The organism is Porcipelethomonas ammoniilytica (genome assembly GCF_025567485.1).
Taxonomy (GTDB): domain Bacteria; phylum Bacillota; class Clostridia; order Oscillospirales; family Ruminococcaceae; genus Porcipelethomonas; species Porcipelethomonas ammoniilytica.
Window position 1 is genome coordinate 85,317 of sequence record NZ_JAOQKH010000001.1, and the last position, 19,247, is coordinate 104,563.

15 protein-coding genes are annotated in these 19,247 nt (G+C 35.7%); 8 read left to right on the forward strand and 7 right to left on the reverse strand.

Annotation, left to right across the window (positions count from 1 at the left end):
* The first annotated feature begins 107 nt into the window (after nucleotides 1-107).
* Nucleotides 108-3,320 (forward strand): glycoside hydrolase family 9 protein, encoded by a 3,213-nt coding sequence (locus OCV67_RS00415; RefSeq protein WP_147641880.1) that lies wholly within the window; start codon nucleotides 108-110, stop codon nucleotides 3,318-3,320.
* A 408-nt stretch (nucleotides 3,321-3,728) separates the two neighbouring features.
* Here OCV67_RS00415 and OCV67_RS00420 read toward each other — a convergent pair whose 3' ends face one another.
* From OCV67_RS00420 to OCV67_RS00445, 6 genes are all read right to left on the reverse strand, one after another.
* Complete coding sequence (locus tag OCV67_RS00420; protein ID WP_262644117.1) at nucleotides 3,729-4,589, reverse strand: hypothetical protein; 861 nt, start codon at nucleotides 4,587-4,589, stop codon at nucleotides 3,729-3,731.
* A gap of 107 nt (nucleotides 4,590-4,696) precedes the next feature.
* Nucleotides 4,697-6,394, reverse strand: coding sequence for a sensor histidine kinase (locus tag OCV67_RS00425; RefSeq protein ID WP_178084942.1), 1,698 nt, complete (start codon nucleotides 6,392-6,394; stop codon nucleotides 4,697-4,699).
* Nucleotides 6,387-7,070, reverse strand: a complete 684-nt coding sequence (locus OCV67_RS00430) for a response regulator transcription factor (protein WP_147641882.1) — start codon at nucleotides 7,068-7,070, stop codon at nucleotides 6,387-6,389. Before OCV67_RS00430 ends, OCV67_RS00425 begins: the two co-directional genes overlap by 8 nt.
* A 122-nt stretch (nucleotides 7,071-7,192) precedes the next feature.
* Nucleotides 7,193-9,685, reverse strand: a complete 2,493-nt coding sequence (locus OCV67_RS00435; protein ID WP_147641883.1) for a cellulase family glycosylhydrolase — start codon at nucleotides 9,683-9,685, stop codon at nucleotides 7,193-7,195.
* 601 nt (nucleotides 9,686-10,286) lie between these two features.
* Entirely contained in the window at nucleotides 10,287-11,213 is a 927-nt protein-coding gene (locus OCV67_RS00440; protein WP_147641884.1) for a dockerin type I repeat-containing protein, read from the reverse strand.
* 131 nt (nucleotides 11,214-11,344) lie between these two features.
* Complete coding sequence (locus OCV67_RS00445; RefSeq protein ID WP_178084943.1) at nucleotides 11,345-11,515, reverse strand: hypothetical protein; 171 nt, start codon at nucleotides 11,513-11,515, stop codon at nucleotides 11,345-11,347.
* Nucleotides 11,516-11,628: 113 nt separating this feature from the next.
* On the opposite strand from OCV67_RS00445, the gene OCV67_RS00450 reads away from it, so the two are divergent.
* Entirely contained in the window at nucleotides 11,629-11,979 is a 351-nt protein-coding gene (locus OCV67_RS00450) for a hypothetical protein (protein ID WP_147641885.1), read from the forward strand.
* Here OCV67_RS00450 and OCV67_RS00455 read toward each other — a convergent pair.
* Entirely contained in the window at nucleotides 11,976-13,574 is a 1,599-nt protein-coding gene (locus tag OCV67_RS00455) for a cellulase family glycosylhydrolase (protein WP_147641886.1), read from the reverse strand. The genes OCV67_RS00450 and OCV67_RS00455 overlap by 4 nt on opposite strands.
* Nucleotides 13,575-13,727: 153 nt before the next feature.
* On the opposite strand from OCV67_RS00455, the gene recD2 reads away from it, so the two are divergent.
* From recD2 to OCV67_RS00485, 6 genes are all read left to right on the forward strand, one after another.
* Entirely contained in the window at nucleotides 13,728-15,962 is a 2,235-nt protein-coding gene (recD2, locus tag OCV67_RS00460) for an SF1B family DNA helicase RecD2 (RefSeq protein ID WP_262644120.1), read from the forward strand.
* Nucleotides 15,955-16,620 carry a ComF family protein gene (locus OCV67_RS00465; RefSeq protein WP_147641887.1) on the forward strand — a complete coding sequence of 222 codons (666 nt, stop codon included), beginning with the start codon at nucleotides 15,955-15,957 and terminating at the stop codon, nucleotides 16,618-16,620. Before recD2 ends, OCV67_RS00465 begins: the two co-directional genes overlap by 8 nt.
* 5 nt (nucleotides 16,621-16,625) lie before the next feature.
* Complete coding sequence (mreB, locus tag OCV67_RS00470) at nucleotides 16,626-17,642, forward strand: rod shape-determining protein (protein WP_394802675.1); 1,017 nt, start codon at nucleotides 16,626-16,628, stop codon at nucleotides 17,640-17,642.
* A 143-nt stretch (nucleotides 17,643-17,785) separates the two neighbouring features.
* The gene (locus OCV67_RS00475) at nucleotides 17,786-17,962 is read left to right on the forward strand and encodes a DUF4250 domain-containing protein (RefSeq protein ID WP_147641889.1); all 177 of its coding nucleotides are present in this window, start codon (nucleotides 17,786-17,788) and stop codon (nucleotides 17,960-17,962) included.
* Nucleotides 17,963-17,971: 9 nt separating this feature from the next.
* Nucleotides 17,972-18,904 carry an InlB B-repeat-containing protein gene (locus OCV67_RS00480; RefSeq protein WP_147641890.1) on the forward strand — a complete coding sequence of 311 codons (933 nt, stop codon included), beginning with the start codon at nucleotides 17,972-17,974 and terminating at the stop codon, nucleotides 18,902-18,904.
* 115 nt (nucleotides 18,905-19,019) lie between these two features.
* Nucleotides 19,020-19,199, forward strand: coding sequence for an alpha/beta-type small acid-soluble spore protein (locus OCV67_RS00485; RefSeq protein ID WP_147641891.1), 180 nt, complete (start codon nucleotides 19,020-19,022; stop codon nucleotides 19,197-19,199).
* Nucleotides 19,200-19,247 lie beyond the last annotated feature (48 nt).

Sequence of the window (19,247 nt, forward strand, 5' to 3'; positions counted from 1 at the left end):
TTGACTGACTCATTAAAAATTGTTGTATATTGAACAAAATATACAATAATACACAAAAGAGCGAGAAATCGCAGAAATTTTTGTTTAATTTTTAGGGAGGGTATGCAATGCATAACAAAATTACAAAGGCAGTTACTGCAAGTCTTATGGCTGCTGCAATGTTGACAACAACAGTTGCAACAATTGCGCCTATGAGCGTTTCTGCCGGACAGGTACTTGGTGAAAATGATTTTACTTATAAGGCTTTGCCTTGGCACACTTGTGAAACTAACCCGGCTAAGCAGACATTTGAGTTGACTAGTGACGGAACATTCCATGTTACTGTTAAAGAACCGGGCGGTGCAGCAGCTGGCGGTGAATCCAGATGGGATCTTCAGTTCAGACACAGAAATCTGACTTTTAAAGCAGGTCATACATATAAGATTCATTGGGAAGTTAAGGTTTCTCGTCCCGGTATTCAGATAAACACTAAGATCGGTAATATTAAAGGTGATGAGGAATACTGGAATAATAACAATGCAGGTCCTCACGGCGGCGGTACTTGGAATCCAATTATAACAATTAATAGTACAGAGTGGCAAAAGTTTGATTCTACTTGGACTTGTCCTCAAAACTTAGAAGGTGTTGAATGGGCATTCCATTACGGCGGTGCTGGCGCAAATCAGCCTACTCCTTGTACACAATCCGGTGACGAGATTTGGTTTGATAATATGTCAATTGAAGATACAACAGGCTCTGAAGGCGACTGGAAAGGCGGTCAGGACAATTTAAGCGCTTTGGGCGTTATGAATCGTGATAACAGCGGTCTGGAAAATAACTATATCTCCGTAAACCAGGTTGGTTATTTTACAAAGCTTGCTAAGGTTGCTACATTAGGTGATAATAAGGGTGATAAAATTCACGGATCTACATCAATTGAGCTTGGCGACTCGGCTTTGGAATTTGATCTTATTGATAATGCTACTGGAAAGTCAGTATATAAAGGCAATACAGTTCCGGGCGGTTTGGATGCTGATTCCGGAGACAACGTACATACTCTTGATTTCTCTGATTTTACAACAGCAGGTGAATATTATCTCAAGTGCGGCGATTATGTAAGCTTCCCATTCAAGATTGGTGATGATATTTATAGTGAATCCGGTCACAATATGCTGACAAATGCTATGAACTATTATTATCAGAACCGTTCAGGTATTGATATTGAAGAAAAATATATTACATCAGGTGATAAATCTTCACTGGCTCATATAGGCGGTCATAAAACTGATACAGCTGCCGTTCAAACAAAGTGGATAAAATCTTATAAGTCTGCTGATGAAGCTACTGGAACATATAAGAGTTCTGATATTACTGCTACAGGCGGTTGGTACGATGCCGGTGACCATGGTAAATATGTAGTTAACGGTGGTATTTCTGTATGGACTCTCCAGAATATGTATGAAAGAGCAGTAGCAGAAGAAAATGCTGATAAATTTGCTGATGGTAATGGTACAGTTGTGATTCCTGAAACAGGCAATAATGTTCCTGATATTCTTGATGAAGCAGCAGTTGAACTTGACTGGATGATGGAAATGGTTGTACAGCCTAATGAACCTACATGGGGTAAATATGCAGGTCTTGTATATCATAAGCTTCATGACCATAAGTGGACCGGTCTTGCTACAAGACCTTGGAATTACGATGGTCCTAAGGATCAAGGCGGCTGGGAAACAAAGCGTATTGTTAAACCTCCGACGTTTGCAGCAACACTGAACTTCGTAGCTTGTGCTGCACAGGCAGCTCGTCTGTGGCAGGATATTGATTCTGCGAAGGCACAGGAATATTACGATGCAGCTGTAGCTAGTTATGCAGCTTATAAAGAACATTATTATGAATATGATAAGTCAAAGGCTGGAGAAGATGGTAATGGTCAGCCATTGTACGCTCCTATGGATCAGGCTATAGGCGGCGGTGCTTACGGTGATGATAACGTTAAGGATGACGCTTACTGGGCAGCTTGTGAACTTTATACAGCTTCTAAGGCTCTTGGTAAAGATGGAGATTCTTATTACAAAGATATTAAGGATTATGGCGATGCATTTACGGTTCTCTCAACTCTAGAGGGCGGTGAAAATAACGGTTCTTTCGGTTCATTTAACTGGGGCAATACTGCTTCACTCGGTTCACTTTCACTGTATTTGAACGGCGATACAATTACTAGTGATGAATTAAACAAGGTTAAAAATTCAATTGTTGATGCTTCTGAACTTTATATTGCTAAGGAAGAAGAACAGGGTTATGGTATTCCATATCAGGGTACTACATTTACAGATTCAGTAAATATTGGTGATGAAGTAGTTAACGGTTTTGAATGGGGTTCGAACTCATTTGCTGTTAATAATGCAATAGTAATGGCTTATGCTTATGATATTACTGGTGATAAGAAGCATATTGACGGTGTTTCTACTGCTATGGACTATGTTCTTGGACGTAACCCACTGTCAGTTTCCTATGTAACTGGTTATGGTAGCTATCATATCAGCAGACCTCACCACAGATATTGGTCTAATGAACTTGATTCAACACTTCCAGTTGCTCCGGATGGTGTAATGTCAGGTGGTCCTGGCGCTGGTCTTCAGGATCCATATATTCAGGCTCTTGGATTTAAGAGAGGCACATTGGCTTCAGAACGTTGCTATGTTGACTCAATTGAAGCTTGGTCTGTTAACGAAGTTACAATCAACTGGAATGCTCCATTTGCTTGGGTTGTTTCATTCCTTCAGGATGAGGCTCCTAACGTTTCAGATTCAGATGAAGATAAACTTGTTGTAACACCTTCTAAGGTTGAAATTGAAGTTGGTGAAACTGAAACATTAAAGCCAACAGTTAATGGTTCAGCAGTTGATGCTACATTTGAATCAAGTGATGATTCTGTTGTGACAGTTGACGCTAACGGTACTATTACTGGTGTTGGTGAAGGTACGGCTACAATTACTGTAACATTTGGTGATAAGACTGCAACAGTCAATGTTACTGTTACTGAAGTAGGTACAACAGATGATACAACAGAAAGTACAGGTGTTACTGTTCCAAGCTTTACAGGTGATTTGGATGAAGTTAAATACGGTGACGTTAATGTAGATGGTTTTGTTGATTCTAGTGATATTGTTACTTTAAATAAATACCTGTTAAACAATATCGCATATCCTCTTAAGTCAGATGTAGCTATGGAAAATGCAAATTGTGTATATGATACAACTATTGATACGAAGGATTCAGTAGCAATTATTAATTGTGTTCTTCAGATTATTGAAGAATCAGATTTGGGTCCTCAGAAATAATTTATAATATCACAAAGTACTATTAAAATTAAACCACGATATTTCATTTGAAATATCGTGGTTTTTTGTATAAATAGAATTTACTTTTTTAGTTGCTTTGAAACCAAAGAATCAGCACTGATATTTATTAAATTTTATTTAACCAAAAGCTTTGTTAGGCATATAGATTTTCCAAAAAGAAAAAGCCATTCAATTTTGAATGGCTTTGTAATATAATAAGAAAAAAGCCGGAATTCCTCCAGCTCCTTTCTTTGTTCAAGTGTTTTTTCTTTTTCTCTTTTGTTCTATCACTTTAAAATTATACCATAAATTTAAAAAAATAAAATAGATAACTTTTAAATAATATATTAATTTTTTGTTAATAAATCCATGCATAAATAAGTAGTTGGTATAGAATTATCATTATATTTATAAATTCTTCAAATTATATTCAAATTCAAAGCTTGCCCTGTTACTTGTAAATTCACATAGTTTTTTACCTTTAAATGTAAATTTATAATATGCTGTGCAGGAAGCGCTTTCATGAATTGTTCGGCTCATTTTTCCATAATCGGGTGCATAAAGCGGCTGAGCATTTTTTTCAATTAATACTGTATTCAGCTCATAATCTCCTTGCTTTACAGTGACGGAATTTTTGCTTATTCGTTTTATTTTTGCACCAAGATAAGTAGCAATGCGATATTCCCTTCTATTCATCATTATGACACCGATTATTCCTGTAAAATGTCCCCCTAATATGGGAATATCCGCAACGGATAGCATAAGCGAACCATTGCTGAAGGGACATTGTGTCCAAATATATCTATTTGGAAATGAACGGCCGCAGTCTCCTTCAATATATCCCATACTATTTTTAAAAATCAATAGTTGTCCATTAACATTGATTTGTCCGTCAATTCGATGTCTCATACTGTAAACACTATGTCGGCATTGCATGAATGGTATAAATTGAAATGGTCCCATAATATCATACTTGATTGGTGAAAGATGACTGAAATTCAGATTTCCCTGTATTATAATGTCTTTTGTATAAATATTGATGTTAATTCCTTTTTCGGAAAATTGGTTTTCGCCAATTTTGACGGATAATTGTTTATCTTGAAATTTCAGAGAATCGAAATATATGTTAAAAGCAGAAGAGTTTGTAATTATCTGCAATGACGCAGTTTCTTCCTGATTGCTTCGATGAAATGCCGGAATAAATGCAATTGTATGATCATCGTTAATACATTTGAAGTACCAGCCTTTAAAATAGTTTTTTTGCAACAACTGAAATATTCCTCCTTAATTTTCTATTTAGTATTTCCTATTTAAAAAAAGTTATTCAGCAGCTATATTTTTAAGTGGATACTATTAACGTGTCCGCTGTCATTAATTTATATGGAAAATTTTACAGTAAAGGAAATAACATCATTTTTATAATTAACAGAAATACTGCCATTATGAAGCAATACAATTTCTTTTGCGATTGAAAGTCCGAGTCCGAAGCCTTCTTTTTCTTTTGAGTGCGATTTATCAGCACGGTAAAAACGTTCAAACAAATGCGGAATATTATCTGTATTGAAATTTTTGCATTGATTTTGACAAGTCAGTATAATTATACCTTTTTCTAACCGTAAATAAAGCTTTATCTTAGATTCTTCATCTGAATATTTAAGTGCATTATCAAGTAAAATTCCTGTAAGTTCGTCTATTTTATCCGGATTGCCGATAAATCTTATATTATTTTGTATATCAGATATTATTTCTTTCTTTTCTTCAAAGGCTCTGCTTTCAAAATATAATGTTGTATTTTCTATAACCTTGCTTATATCAAATTGCTTAAAATCGTCAGGTTTTTTTTCTTGATTTGAAAGTTTTGAAAGAGTTAGCATTTCATTTACAAGTCTGCCCATTTTCTGAGACTGAACCTTAATGCAGCTTGTAAATCTGTTTGAACCGATTTTCTTTTCCATAAGTTCTGCAGTTGCTGTAATTACGGTAATCGGAGTTTTAAGCTCGTGGCTAGCATTTGAAATAAATTCTTTCTGTCTTCTATAATTTTCGCTTATTGGTTTTACTGCTTTACCTGATATTATATATACAATCACTAGTATTAAAATAAATATTATAACGCCGGATAGAATTGACACTAATAATAATTGACGAATGTTTTTTTCAGCCTGTGTACTGTGTATAAATATGTGAATCCTGAATTTATCAGTTTCTGTAACGTCATGATTGTAGCTTATATTATTGACAATAAAATCAGATTTGTCAGTTCTTTGTAAAAAAGAAATTGCATCAGCTTCTGATATTTTTTGAGAAATATTGCCTTTATTAATTTCTACGAGGTTATTGTTTTTATCCGTTATAAAATAGAAGCATCTGAAATTATTTAAAATCTGAGGTATCCCTGAAGGATAAATATCATTAAAGTCACAAATTTTAACCTTATAATTCTGTGCTGATGCAGCAGAAGCATCTTCATTGTATTGTATTTCTATACTGTCAATATTTAGTTTAACATCAGGGTTATTTGTACTTTCTGAAGCGCTTGACATTGTCCACCAGACAATAGAAATCAGGAATCTATCCTGCGACACTTTTGTTATATCCGTAGCAACCGGCTGCTCATTACAGATAAAATCAGAGTTATCCGTAAAATCAACTGTTATTTTTGTATTGCCCTGATTAAATTTGTATTCTTTGTGAATTAATTTTGAATTACCCAGCTCATCGGTCAATTCAAAGTAAATTCCTCCGCCAGCACAATACCATTCAGCGCTTGTATCAGTACAAGTTATTTCGCCGTTGAGCGTAATATTTTTAATTGTTCTTGGATTATATGGAATAATATGATCGCCGATATCGTTTGTATCAGTATTTTTTAAATAAATTATTTCTTTATCAATATCTGGCATATTGGAATAAGCGGTCTGTTTTATCATCTCGTCTGCGGTTTTAAATTCACTATGATATGAAATCTGCATAAAAAGATTTAAAATCAGCAGCATTACAAAAAGAATAACAAACGAAATTGAAGTTGAAAGAATAAAAAACTTCTTCCTAAGACGTTTTATTTCTTTATCCATTTTTCTGCTCCTTAATTGTATATCCAATGCTGCGGACAGTAATGATATGAACATTTGAATTGATAGCTTTAAGCTTTTTTCTCAGAAATGAAATGTATACTTCAATTGAATTATATTCAATATCCGAATCATATCCCCATACTTTTACTGTAAGTCTTTCCTTTGGAACAGTTTTATCACTATTTAAAATCAGAAGCTCCATTATTTCAAATTCTTTTTTTGTAAGTTTTATTTTCTGTTCATCTTTATATATATTATGTGTTTCCTTATCAAGGGTTATATCTGCAAATTTAAGATTTTCGTCTAAAAATATCTTATCTCTGCGTCTAGATAAGGCGCGTATTCTTGCCATCAGTTCCTTTGTATTAAATGGTTTTGTGAGATAATCATCAGCGCCGCTTTCAAGTCCGTCTACCTTATCTTCAATTTCTGACTTTGCAGTAAGTATTAAAACAGGTGTATTAATATTATTTTTCCGGATTTCAGAAAGCGCCTGAATTCCGTCCATTTCAGGCAGCATAATATCCAGAATTATTATATCATAAATTCCTGATAATGCATTATCAAGTCCGCTTATTCCGTCATATGCTGCATCAACATAATATCCTTCCATCTCAAGCATTTCAGTTAATATCATAGAAAGATCCTTTTCATCTTCTACAATGAGTATACGCATATATATCACTTCCTTAAAATTAATTATAACACATTTTACAAAAAAACGCACGCCTAAAAATAAGGCGTGCGTTTTATAATATATTAAGAGGGAATAAGATAAAGAAGAAAGCAATTTCATTATCAATTTATTGGAGATGTAATATGAACTGATCTTACTTTAATATATTTTGTCAAGTCTGTGCCTTCAGGTAAATTGTTTCCCCAGCTTTCAGCAACCCACCAGTAAAACAGGTTAGCTTCCTTTTCATTCATGCATTGTTCAGTAAGCCTTTTATAAAGTTCTTCATTACCGTTTTGTTCAACCTTTACATCATTCAATGTAATCTGATTTGGTTTTGTCATATCAATCTTGACTACTCCGGAATCATTTGTTTGCCATTCATAAGCAATCCAGTATTCATTATCGTCAATATTCTCAATAAAAGAAATACATCCTCCGCCGCCTACGCAGTCTTTCTTTTCAACTTCAAGAATCAATTCACTGCCTATTCCGGATTTAAATGTAATTTTATTTTCTGTAATTACACCCGCTTCGCCTTCAATTACCGGTCTGCCTTCATTTTGCTTATTTATATATTTTTGTTTCATAATGCATAAATCAAATGCGTTCCAGACGCCGTCGCCGTTCAGGTCATAATCTTTGTCATATAAATTCGGAGTACTTTTGTTTACAAGGAAATTCTGCAAATTATTAATATCGTCAATTGTATATTCTCCGGAAGCTTGACTGGTATTCCATGAGCCATGACCCATATTTGTATCAAGCTCAAGGCTCATAGGTCTTACGTTAATAACTGCAATAACTTCTTTGCAGGCAGCAGCCTTAAGCGCAGATACTTCCTCTTCTGTTTTTCCTGCTGTTACAGATGAATCCGGTCTGTCGCCCCAGTTAAGATTAAGAGACCACCAAAGCTGAATTTCAGCGCTAGTGCTTTCCTGACAAAGTTTTGAAAGCATCTTAAGTTCTTCTGTATCTGTAACTTGTCTGTTTTCAGACCAGCAATTAACATTCATTATAGAAGTATCTGTGAGGTCGATCAGTGTAGGAACAGGTACATTATCATTTTTTTCATAGTTCCATTCAACGCCAGCCCTGAAAGGATATCCTATCCAGTAGCTCTTTCCGTTAGGAGCGTTTAAGTTGAAACATAAAGCACCGCCGCCGCAGAGAGATTTTGTTGTATCAATATCAAAATAAATCTCTGCTTTTTCTCCTATTTCGCAGGGGAACATGACCTTGCCGTCAGGGTATATTGTACAGTTTGTATTACTTACAACACCCTCTACATCGCTGCCTGAGAAACTTTTTCTCGGTGCGCCGTATTTTTCAGCTGCTTCTGCGATGGAATCATAGATAAATTTTTTGTTAGTTCTGTCAAGGAAACGATAAGCTTCATTATCGCCTTCCGCATTTGAGTTATCCCACATACAGCAGGTAATACCTCTAGCTCTTGCAGCTGCATAATAGTATGCTGCATGATCAGTTCTGGCCTGAGTATTATTTCTGTTTGTTGCACCGAATTCACCGATTACAACCGGAATATTCTGTTTTATAAATGCAACATAAAGAGTATCGAACATATCGTCCAATGATTCTTTCATTGTGTCACTGAATTCTGTCGGTGCACCTTCGCTTGTTTTATCCATAGAGAAATTAAATGGCTCATAAGCATGAATAGAAAGTATCAGCTTATCTTTTGCGGAATCTTCAGGCATTTTAAAATATTTGCTCTGCATAGCGGCTTCGGCCTTAGCGGAAGTTGCAGGAACCATAATATAACGGTTACTGTTATTGCCGCCGCTATTTCTTATTGCGTCAACAGCCGCCTGATTGATCTCAGTTATACATTCCAAAGCTTCATGACAGCATTCATCGTCAGCATACCACCATTCATGAACATTACCGACCTGACGAGGTTCGTTCATTGTTTCAAAAACAAGGTGTTCATCACAGTCCTTGAAAGTTTTTCCTAATTGTTCCCATATTTTGGTTACATAATTTTTTGATGATTCTAGATGTTCTTTATCAGGGTATATGTAGCAATCCTTGTTACCTTCAGCCCATGACGGATCGTAGTCTGGATTTGTAAAGCCCGAAGCTTTTTCATTGTCATGGTGAATATTAAGGATTACATACATATCCCTAGAGAGGGCGTAATTAACGATATCATATACTTTTTCAAGCCATTCTGACTTTATATTGAAATCGGAATCAAGATGGTTATGCCATGAAACAGGAATACGAACAGTTGTAAAGCCTGCATCTTTTATCGCGTCAATAGTTTCATGAGTTGTAATTCCTGCTTCTTTATCGCTGAGCCAGTCATATTCAAGAAACATATTTGCGTCTCCCTCGACAGCATCTACGTTATTGATAGCATCGAAAGTATTTCCGAGGTTAAAGCCGGCGCCCATAGAGTTTACAAAATGAAAACTTTCAGTGTCAGGAATTGCTTTGTTTTTCATCGTCAGTTCAGGAACTGTATAGGCGCTTTCTGCGTAAGCGACATTTAATTCAGATTGATCCTGTATTGGCGATAAAAATGTTGTTGTGCAAGATGCAGTAAAAACAATTGCAGCGGCAAGTCTTGCAAGATTTTTTCTTTTAATCATAACATTCGCATTATCTCAATCTCAAATAACATCGAGATAACTACCTCCTTTATAATAATTTTATTTTCAAAAAATTATAAACATTTCACAACACAGCACAAACTGCGGCCGTTCAGATTTATACCATGTGTGAAAAGATATATAAGTCTGCTTTGTATATCAACCGCATCTGTAATTTTATGGCTGATATCAATCTTGCTTAATGACTATGCAGATTTATTTTCTATTTGAAGCATTCTGTTTTCCTTTAATGAATTAATTATATCATAAAAAGCTTGAAAAATCCTTTAAAAATTATCTAATTATACTCAAGATTTTTTAATAATTCTGGGCGAAAACTACAATCGCTGATAAAATATCTTTCGTTTTATTTACTGATTTTTTGTACAGTACTTCTATATTGATAAATTATTATAAAAGCAATATAATTATATAGTCACTCGTTTTTCTTTTGATTGATAAACTACATTATAACGCTTTGCTTTTTTTTGCAGGGCATTATTTATATACAACAAAGATGCCCACAGGATAAATCCTGTGGGCAGTACATCAAATTATTTTTGATCTTCAATTGAGTTTTTTTAGTAAAAACAGTAAATAATTATTTACCGCCAATACTCTGTTCAGCAAGGTGCTTAGCGATTGCAGCAGCGTCAAGAGCTGTAATCTTACCATCGCCATTGAAGTCAGCAGCAGGATATTCATCAATTGAAACCGGCTTACCCATTGCATCAGCTAATGTCTTAGCAATAAATGCAGCATCAAGAGCTGTAAGCTTGCCGTCACCGTTAGCATCGCCAGGGATAAAGTCATTAGAAGTAAACTTAATGTTCTTGCCGTCAGCATACTGTTTGATTTCTGTTGGAGCTTCAGATGTACCAGCATTACCCTTAAGTGTTAAATCACCATAAGGAATAGCTGTAACATATATATTGAATTTGTCAACGTTAGCCTGTGAAAAGCCCATTTCGTCAATATTCATGATCAATGTCATAAGCTTGCCTTTAACTGTAGTAGCTGCAGAAATATCAACCTTATTAAGGTGATTTACAAGTTTAACGCTTAATTCTTTAATGTCAGCGTCTGTAATAGCGCCGTTTTCGCCAGTGCCCTTGTAATCAGCTTTTTCTGCAACATATCTGATAATATCATCAGTTGTAGCAGCTTCAGACAGTTCGTTGTCAAAGAAATCCATAACCATAGTAGAAGTCAGGAAAGCTGTATTTCCCATGTTATCAAGCTTAAGTGAATCAGGAACATTTACAACTGCCAGATTTTCGCAAAGACCAAAAGCATAATCAGCAATACCAATAACAGCCAGTTCTTCATCGCCTTCAGTAACTGTAGCAGGAATTGTAGCTTCTTCAACAGAAATATCGTTCCAAGCTGTTACTACAACGCCGCCTTCAACTTTTTCATATTCAAAAGGTGCTGCTTCATCAGCGCTTACGCCTACAAATGGAATAGCAGAAGCAAGTAAAGAAAGTGCTCCGGCAGTAGCCATTAACTTTGAAATAGTTTTTTTCATAAGTAATTCCTCCAATTTTTATAATATACATAATAATATCATTAAAACCTCTTTTTGTCAAGAAATTTTATGTAAAATTCATAATTTACCAGTTTTCATCAAAAAAGAAGTTAAAATGTAAGAAAAAATATTTAAAGGATACTATACTCAAAATTTTCCCATAATAATTCTGTACCCAAATCTGTTCCGAACGGCAGAAGAGCAAGAGCTATAAACATTGTTTCTTCCGTGGAAATATCGGTTCTGATAAGTGTAGCATAGTCGCCTTCGATCTTTATAACTTTGTATTTATATGATCCCATATTCTCCTCCATAAATATAATAATACATGACTGGAATAAAGTCAATATGTTTATTAACATTTTCGTAAAAAATGCATAATATTATATTAAATATGTTGATAGGATGTGGTGTTATGAACAGTACAATTGTTGTACTAATAGTTTTTATATCATTATTTTTGTTTATATGTGCATGCGGAATGTTAAAAAATATATTTGGCGAAGAATGTATTTCAGATTACTGTAATATTTCTGTAGTAGTACTTTATAGTGATGAAAATATAAAAATAAAACTTAATCATATTGTTAATAAAATGCAGTGGATTGATGAAGATTTAATTAATAAGATAATTCTGGTAGACGGTGGTTTAAATATAGAACAAAAAGAGCTTTGCAATAATTACTGTCATAAATATGATTTTCTGGAATTTACAACTCCTGACAGTTTAAATGATATGATATTTAATTTGCAGAAAAATAATTAATATTTTATCAGAAATTTATTAAGCTGGATCAAATCTGATATGCCTATATTACCGTCCGAATTAAAGTCAGCGTTATTTTTATCAATATCTGTTTCGATGCCTGCAACAAATCTTTTTAGTACAACAGAATCAAATATATTTACTTTTTTATCGTTGTTAACATCGCCTTTAATTAAGGTATCTATACTTTCAGACGGCAGTGTTGGCTGTTCCCCGGAATAATAATCGGAAAGTGAAATACCGTTTGCACCTATTGCGAATTTGTGGTCAAGACTTATAAATTTACCATTTTCGTCCTGCCATAATGCAGGTTTAACAAGCGCATATTTATCTTCGTCCCAGGTTCCGAAATTATCGTATACCAATCCGCCGGTATCACCTGAATTTTCATTAAAGCACCAAAAAGTATGATGTATTCTGTTCTCGATCATCAAGTCTCTGAGACAGGTCAGCCATTTAGTATTTGCACCGTCAGGATCGTGCTGTTCATCTATAAATCCGCCCCATTCGCCCATAAGAAGCGGTGCAGTTTTTTCTTCTAGAAGATAAAACCAGTTGTCATACCAGTATTCTTCCATTATACTTTCCTGTGTAAAGCCTTCATGGAACCAGCTTTGTTCATAAACCAGCGGACCGTAATCATGGGGCGAGTATACCAGCTGACTTTGATGTTCACCTAAATCAATAGGATTTTCCTTTGCACCCCGAAAGTTTCCGCCCCACCATGCACCGTAATAAAATTCCGTATTAGTAGTCCAGTCTTTTGCCGGAGCAGTCCAGTCGTAGCCTTCTTTAGGGTAGACTTCTATTCCCTCTACCATTATAAGTAGATTTGGATTAATTGCCAGTACTTTTTCCGCAGCGCACTCGGCAGCATATTTCCAGTTGTTAGGATCCTTGGAATCGTCCCATTTTGCCATTTGCGACGGAACGTCGGCTTTGCCGTGAGGCTCGTTTTTCAAATCTATTGCAATAAGCGTATCGTCGTCTTTATAATAATCTGTAAGCCATTCTAAAGCTTCATACCAGTCTTCAGTGGAATATTTGTCAGTATACCATAGGCTGACCTGATGACCGGCTGAAGCTGTTTCAGCGCTGTGTATATCAATCATGATTTTTATGCCCAGTTCTCTGCACCATTTCACTGCCTGATTCCATACATCAAAGCTGTATTTTACTTTACCGCCTACAACACCCTCTACTGTCAGTTCCGGATTAGTCCATTCATTTATTTTTGGCGTCGCCGGATCGGGTTCGTTGTTTTTCCATTGAAGCAGCAGCTGAGTAGACATAGGAACACGAAGAAGATTAAATCCATGGTCTGCAATTTCTGTAAGCATTTCGTGCATATTCCGTGACCATACGCCGTCAAAAACCTGACTGCCTACATTGTATCCGAACCAATTGCAACCTGTAAGCCATACCGGATTTCCGTACATATCTACTATTTCTGCGTTTTCATTGACATGCAGCCAGTCGTCATGATATTCGTCCGGTTCCGCTGCACTTGGAACGGTACTTCCATAAACGCCGGCAAAAACTGATGAAACCGCTATAACTGCGGCCGCAATTCTTTTTAAGTTTATTCTTTTCATAACTAACACCTCCTGTTATTTTTATAGTAGCATGTAATTTTCATATTGTCAATATTCTTTCTTTTATAAACAGGAATTTTATGTTTGCAAAAAAATACGTAAAATAATTGATTTTTCTGTTGAAAAATAGTATAATAAAAAAGGTATAGTGTAATGACGTTTAAGAAAGGGAAGAGCATGGAGCAGGATTCGCTGAAAATTGAAGGTACTATTGAAGCTGTCATATACAGAAATGAAAATAATGGGTATACTGTTCTGGATATAGATACAGGTGGCGAGCTTGTAACTGCCGTTGGCGAACTTGGCGACGTTGAAGCGGGCGAAGCACTCCTGATGGAGGGGCAGTATGTCACTCATGCCAAATTCGGAGTACAGTTTAAAGTAGAATACTTTGAAAGAAAGCTGCCCAATACATCTGTTAATATATGCAAATATCTTTCTTCAGGTGCTATAAAAGGGATAGGTCCGGCGCTTGCAAAGAAAATTGTCGATGTATTCGGCGAACAGACGCTGGAAATTATGGAAAAGGAACCCAGAAGGCTTTTAGAAATAAAAGGTATTTCTCCGAAAAAATGCGACAGTATAGCTGAAGAGGTTCAGAAAATTTTTAATCTCAGACACCTGATGATTTATCTTTCCGAATTTGGCCTTAAAGCAGGTATTGCCATGCGTGCATATCAGCTGTGGGGACGTCAGGCGATTGAAATGATTAAGGCTAACCCTTACTGTCTTTGTGACAATTACATAGGCTTGTCTTTTAAAAAAGCGGAAGAAGTAGCGGGAGAGATGAATATTCCGTCAGATTCACATAAGCGAATTGAAGCGGGATTTATATATCTTCTCAGCGAAAATGCAAATGCTGGTCATTCATGTATACCGATTGACGTTTTTGAAAAGCTTGCATGTACCTATCTGAAAATCACTCAGGCTGATTTTTATGAAGTGTATAACGAACTGATGGAAGAACAGAAAATTTATGAGTATATAAAGAATGACAGGGGATTTATATACCTTGACGATTATTACTGCGCTGAAAGTTATATTGCAGGAAGGATCGGAGTAATACAGGCGTTTTCAAGTCCTGACGACTATGATTATGAAAAGCTTATTGACATAGAGGAAGAACAGAACGGGATACATTATGAAAAGCTTCAGCGTCAGGCTATAACAACGGCTTTGTCCAGAGGTATTATGATTATGACAGGCGGTCCGGGCACCGGTAAAACTACTACTTTAAACGCTATTATTTCTCTTTATGAAAAAAAAGGTGAATCTGTAATGCTTGCTGCACCTACAGGAAGAGCTGCGAAACGTATGTCCGACTTGACCGGACGTGAAGCGAGAACAATTCACCGTTTACTTGAAGTGGAATTTGACGCGGGAGGAAAACTGAAATTCAAGCATAATGAAAGCGATCCTCTTGAATGTGATGTTGTGGTAGTTGATGAGATGTCGATGGTTGACGTTATTCTTTTTGAAAGTCTTTTAAGAGCGCTTAAATTAAACTGCCGTCTTATTATGGTAGGAGACAGTGATCAGCTTCCGTCTGTGGGTGCGGGCAATCTTCTTAAAAGCCTTATTGAAAGTAAGTGTATACCTGTAATTGAATTAAAAGAAATTTTCCGTCAGGCAGAGCGGAGCTGTATTGTTACGAATGCTCATAAAATAGTAAGGGGAGAAATGCCTGATCTTACACAGAAGAATAATGATTTCTTTTTCTTTAAAAGATCTCAACCGGAAATGGCAATAAATCTTATAATTGATCTCGCTAAAAAACGGCTGCCTAAAGCATATAACTATTCATCAGTTGACGATATACAGATCATATCTCCGTCAAGAAAAGGCGTCGTTGGAGTAATAGAACTTAATAAGGCGCTGCAGGCACAGCTTAATCCTGCCAGTACAATGAAAAAAGAGGCAAGGTCTGTTATATATACTTTCCGTGAGGGAGATAAAATAATGCAGACTAAAAATAATTATGACATTGTTTGGTCAAAAGACGGAGAACAAGGTGCCGGTATTTATAACGGAGATATCGGAAAAATTCTAAGTATCAACAGACAGCGTATGGAAGCGGTTATTTCCTTTGACGGAAGAAATGCCGTATATACGTTTGATATGCTGGATCAGCTTGAACTGGCTTACGCAATAACCGTGCATAAAAGTCAGGGAAGTGAGTTTGAGGCGGTAATTATGCCGCTTATGGGAGGATTTGAAAAGCTGTTTTACAGAAATCTTTTGTATACGGCTGTTACACGTGCAAAAAAGCTGCTTATAATAATAGGTACGGAAGAAATTATAACAAAAATGGTTGTAAACAATAAGCGTACAAACAGATATACCTGTCTTACCGCTATGCTCAGGGAAGAAATCAAACCGCATGAATAAAGCAGTGAGTTATATATTGGATTTATTTTTTCCGAACAGATGTCCGGTTTGCAGAAGCTTTACAGAATATAATGAACTTGTATGTGAAAAGTGCATGAAAAAACTGGAAAAGTACACATTTGAAAGTATCGACGCTCTGCCGATAACAGGTGCGTTTTATGACAGAAAATTAGCGGGTTATTATTATGAAAATGAGGTAAAAAACGGTATTTATTCTTTAAAGGACGGACATAAAGAATTCGGTTATTACCTAGGAAATATTATATCGGAAAAAATAATATGTGATGAAAAAATTTCTAAAGCTGACTGTATTATACCTGTGCCTATGTCTGCAAAGAGCTTCAGACTGCGCGGATATAATCAGGCAGCGGTTATAGCGGAAACTATTTCCACTATAACCGGAATTAAAATGATGACAGATATTTTATATAAACATGAGTCAAAGGTTCAGCATAGTCTGAACATGACTCAGAGAATGGAAAACGTCAGTGCGTATAGTATAAAAAATACCGACCTTTCGGGACGGAAAATTATTATATGCGATGATGTTTGTACGACCGGAAGCACAATCAACAGATGTGCGGAATTATTAAAAAGTATGGGAGCAGCCGAAGTTTATGCGGCTGTCGGAACAACAACAAAACTTAAGAAGGAATGAAGAAAATGGCACAGGACATTGGAATTGATTTAGGAACAGCAAATATTGTTATGGCAGTCAATGGCAAAGGGGTAGTATTAAATGAACCGTCTGTTATAGCAGTAAATAAGAGGACAAATAAAATCCTTGCAGTAGGTAAAAAGGCCTATAGAATGGTAGGAAAATCTCCGGAATACATATCGGTTATAAGACCTTTATCATGCGGCGTTATTTCAGATGACGAAATGACTCAGTGTCTGATACGTGAGTTTGTCAGAAAAGCCAGCGGATACAGATTGATTAAACCCAGAATAGTTATATGCGTTCCGTCTTTTATTACCGACGTAGAAAGCCGTGCAGTTGTAGAAGCAGCTATGAATGCAGGTTCAAGAAAGGTTTATCTTATTCAGGAGCCTATTGCGGCAATACTCGGAGCAGGTATCAATATGTCAAAAGCAAGGGGACATCTTGTAGTTGATATCGGAGGAGGTACGACTGATGTTGCCGTTGTATCAATGAACGGCGTAGTCACTTCACGTTCTATAAAAACGGCGGGAAATATGATTGACAATGCTATTGTAAGATATATTCAGAAAAGGCATAAATTGCTTATCGGCGACAGAACAGCTGAATCAATAAAAAAAGAATTAACTAATTTATATGATCCAAGTGACGATGTCAGAATGAATATCGGAGGAAGAAATTTAATAAAAGGACTTCCGGAAATGATTAATATAAGTGAAATGGAGGTTTTTGACGCCATTGAAGATGAAGTATTTGAAATAGTTGACGCCATCAGAAATCTTCTGGAAGATACGCCTCCGGAACTCGTAGGCGATATATATGAAAACGGTATTATCCTCACAGGCGGAGGTGCTTTGCTGGGAGGATTGGATAAATTAATAAACAGAACCTTAAGCGTAAAATGCAATATTGCCAAAGATCCTATGGGGTGTGTTGCAAGAGGTACTGTTCAGGCGTTTAAGCGTATTGACAGTCTTTTAGACGGTTTTGAAAACGTTGCTTTATATCAGTATAAATAAAATATAAATTGTTTAAATTTAATAAATTTTATATTATGTAATCGTAATATTTAACAAAATTTATTTTTGATTTTTATGTTTAGTTGACTTTTCAGCCTGTTAGCTATATTATTATAATTACAATTTGAAAGGGAATGATAAATATGAATCTTCCGAAGGATCCGGTTATTTTGCTTAGTGTTATCAATACTTTGCTTAGAGATAAGTACAAAAGTTTTGATGAATTATGCGATGATTATAATATTAAAGAAAGTGAAATAACCAGTAAGTTAAATCTTATAGGGTATAGTTATAATGATAAATTAAATCAATTTAAATGAGGAGGAATTATGAAAATAATAAAAAAAATAATGACTGTAATTATTTCATCCGTAATTTTATGTTCTTGTTTTTCATTACTTCCGGTCAATGCGGAGCAGGTTTATGTTTATGGAAATAAGGCTACTGTATTTGACCTCATTGCTATGAAACGCAGTCTGATTAATGAAGACGGAAATTATACACCGACAGATTATCAGCAAATGTCTAATTTTCTTCTGAAGAAAAAATCTAATGTGGCTAAAAAGGTTTCTATATCTTATGATACTGAAGGCTGTGATATGACGTCATATTTAAATCCTGAGGTACTTGATACAATTGAGCGTTACAGCGGTACCAGCATTATAATTCCGCAGGCAAGTCTTAAAAGAGAAGGCTTTATACACGGAGGATGGATGTACGATGGAAAGGTTTATAAAACCGGAGAGTATTTTACGATTCCTGAGACTGACGTATTATTTGTTCCGTATTGGTATTCAAATCACGTTATTACATATTATGCAGGCGATTACGATGGTATAGTAGGAAATAAATATGCAACTGTCAGCTGTACTGCGGGTACAAATTATGATATAGCGGCGTCTTCGCGATTTTCACGAAAAGGATATAAAATTACCGGTTGGCTATGTTCATATGACGGATTGATATATGGTCCGAATTCAAAATATCTTGTGCCCGATTCTGATGTGACTTTTACTGCAATCTGGCAGGCGGCTCCTGCGGAAATAAGTATTTCGGCAAATAACGGTAATTATAATGACAGGTATACGGTAACAGGAATATGCGGGGAAGAATTTGTTCTTCCTGAGTGCGAGTTTGAAAACGGTACAAAAGTATTTAACGGCTGGAAATACAACGGTACTGTTTATCAGCCTGGAGATATTATTATTATTCCTGCACTTTTAACCGGTGAAAAGGTTGTTATAACTGCTACTTGGAAATAGTAAAAAAATGATTTTAATAATTTTCCTTTACTTTTAAATATTACCTGTTATATATTTTTAGCGGATGTCTATAATATTAGTGCGGCATTAATAAATTATAAAAGGAGATTTAAATATGAAAGGCGAATTTACTCAGAAGGGCAAGGAAGCTCTTGAACGTTTTAAAATGGAAGCAGCTAGTGAGGTAGGCGTAAATCTTAAGCAGGGTTATAATGGTGACCTCACATCAAGAGAAGCCGGATCAATCGGTGGACAGATGGTTAAGAAAATGATTGACGCATATAAGGTTCAGTAATAAACCAGATTAATAAAGCGGTACAGTAATAACTGTACCGCTTTTTTT

What these genes read in the sequence shown, in the direction of transcription:
- OCV67_RS00435 (WP_147641883.1), bottom strand. Translation starts at nt 9,685, where the DNA reads ATGATTAAAAGAAAAAATCTTGCAAGACTTGCCGCTGCAATTGTTTTT.
- OCV67_RS00480 (WP_147641890.1), top strand. Translation starts at nt 17,972, where the DNA reads ATGAAAATAATAAAAAAAATAATGACTGTAATTATTTCATCCGTAATT.
- OCV67_RS00450 (WP_147641885.1), top strand. Translation starts at nt 11,629, where the DNA reads ATGAACAGTACAATTGTTGTACTAATAGTTTTTATATCATTATTTTTG.
- OCV67_RS00440 (WP_147641884.1), bottom strand. Translation starts at nt 11,213, where the DNA reads ATGAAAAAAACTATTTCAAAGTTAATGGCTACTGCCGGAGCACTTTCT.
- recD2 (WP_262644120.1), top strand. Translation starts at nt 13,728, where the DNA reads ATGACGTTTAAGAAAGGGAAGAGCATGGAGCAGGATTCGCTGAAAATT.
- OCV67_RS00430 (WP_147641882.1), bottom strand. Translation starts at nt 7,070, where the DNA reads ATGCGTATACTCATTGTAGAAGATGAAAAGGATCTTTCTATGATATTA.
- OCV67_RS00455 (WP_147641886.1), bottom strand. Translation starts at nt 13,574, where the DNA reads ATGAAAAGAATAAACTTAAAAAGAATTGCGGCCGCAGTTATAGCGGTT.
- OCV67_RS00485 (WP_147641891.1), top strand. Translation starts at nt 19,020, where the DNA reads ATGAAAGGCGAATTTACTCAGAAGGGCAAGGAAGCTCTTGAACGTTTT.
- OCV67_RS00415 (WP_147641880.1), top strand. Translation starts at nt 108, where the DNA reads ATGCATAACAAAATTACAAAGGCAGTTACTGCAAGTCTTATGGCTGCT.
- OCV67_RS00445 (WP_178084943.1), bottom strand. Translation starts at nt 11,515, where the DNA reads ATGGGATCATATAAATACAAAGTTATAAAGATCGAAGGCGACTATGCT.
- OCV67_RS00465 (WP_147641887.1), top strand. Translation starts at nt 15,955, where the DNA reads ATGAATAAAGCAGTGAGTTATATATTGGATTTATTTTTTCCGAACAGA.
- mreB (WP_394802675.1), top strand. Translation starts at nt 16,626, where the DNA reads ATGGCACAGGACATTGGAATTGATTTAGGAACAGCAAATATTGTTATG.
- OCV67_RS00475 (WP_147641889.1), top strand. Translation starts at nt 17,786, where the DNA reads ATGAATCTTCCGAAGGATCCGGTTATTTTGCTTAGTGTTATCAATACT.
- OCV67_RS00425 (WP_178084942.1), bottom strand. Translation starts at nt 6,394, where the DNA reads ATGGATAAAGAAATAAAACGTCTTAGGAAGAAGTTTTTTATTCTTTCA.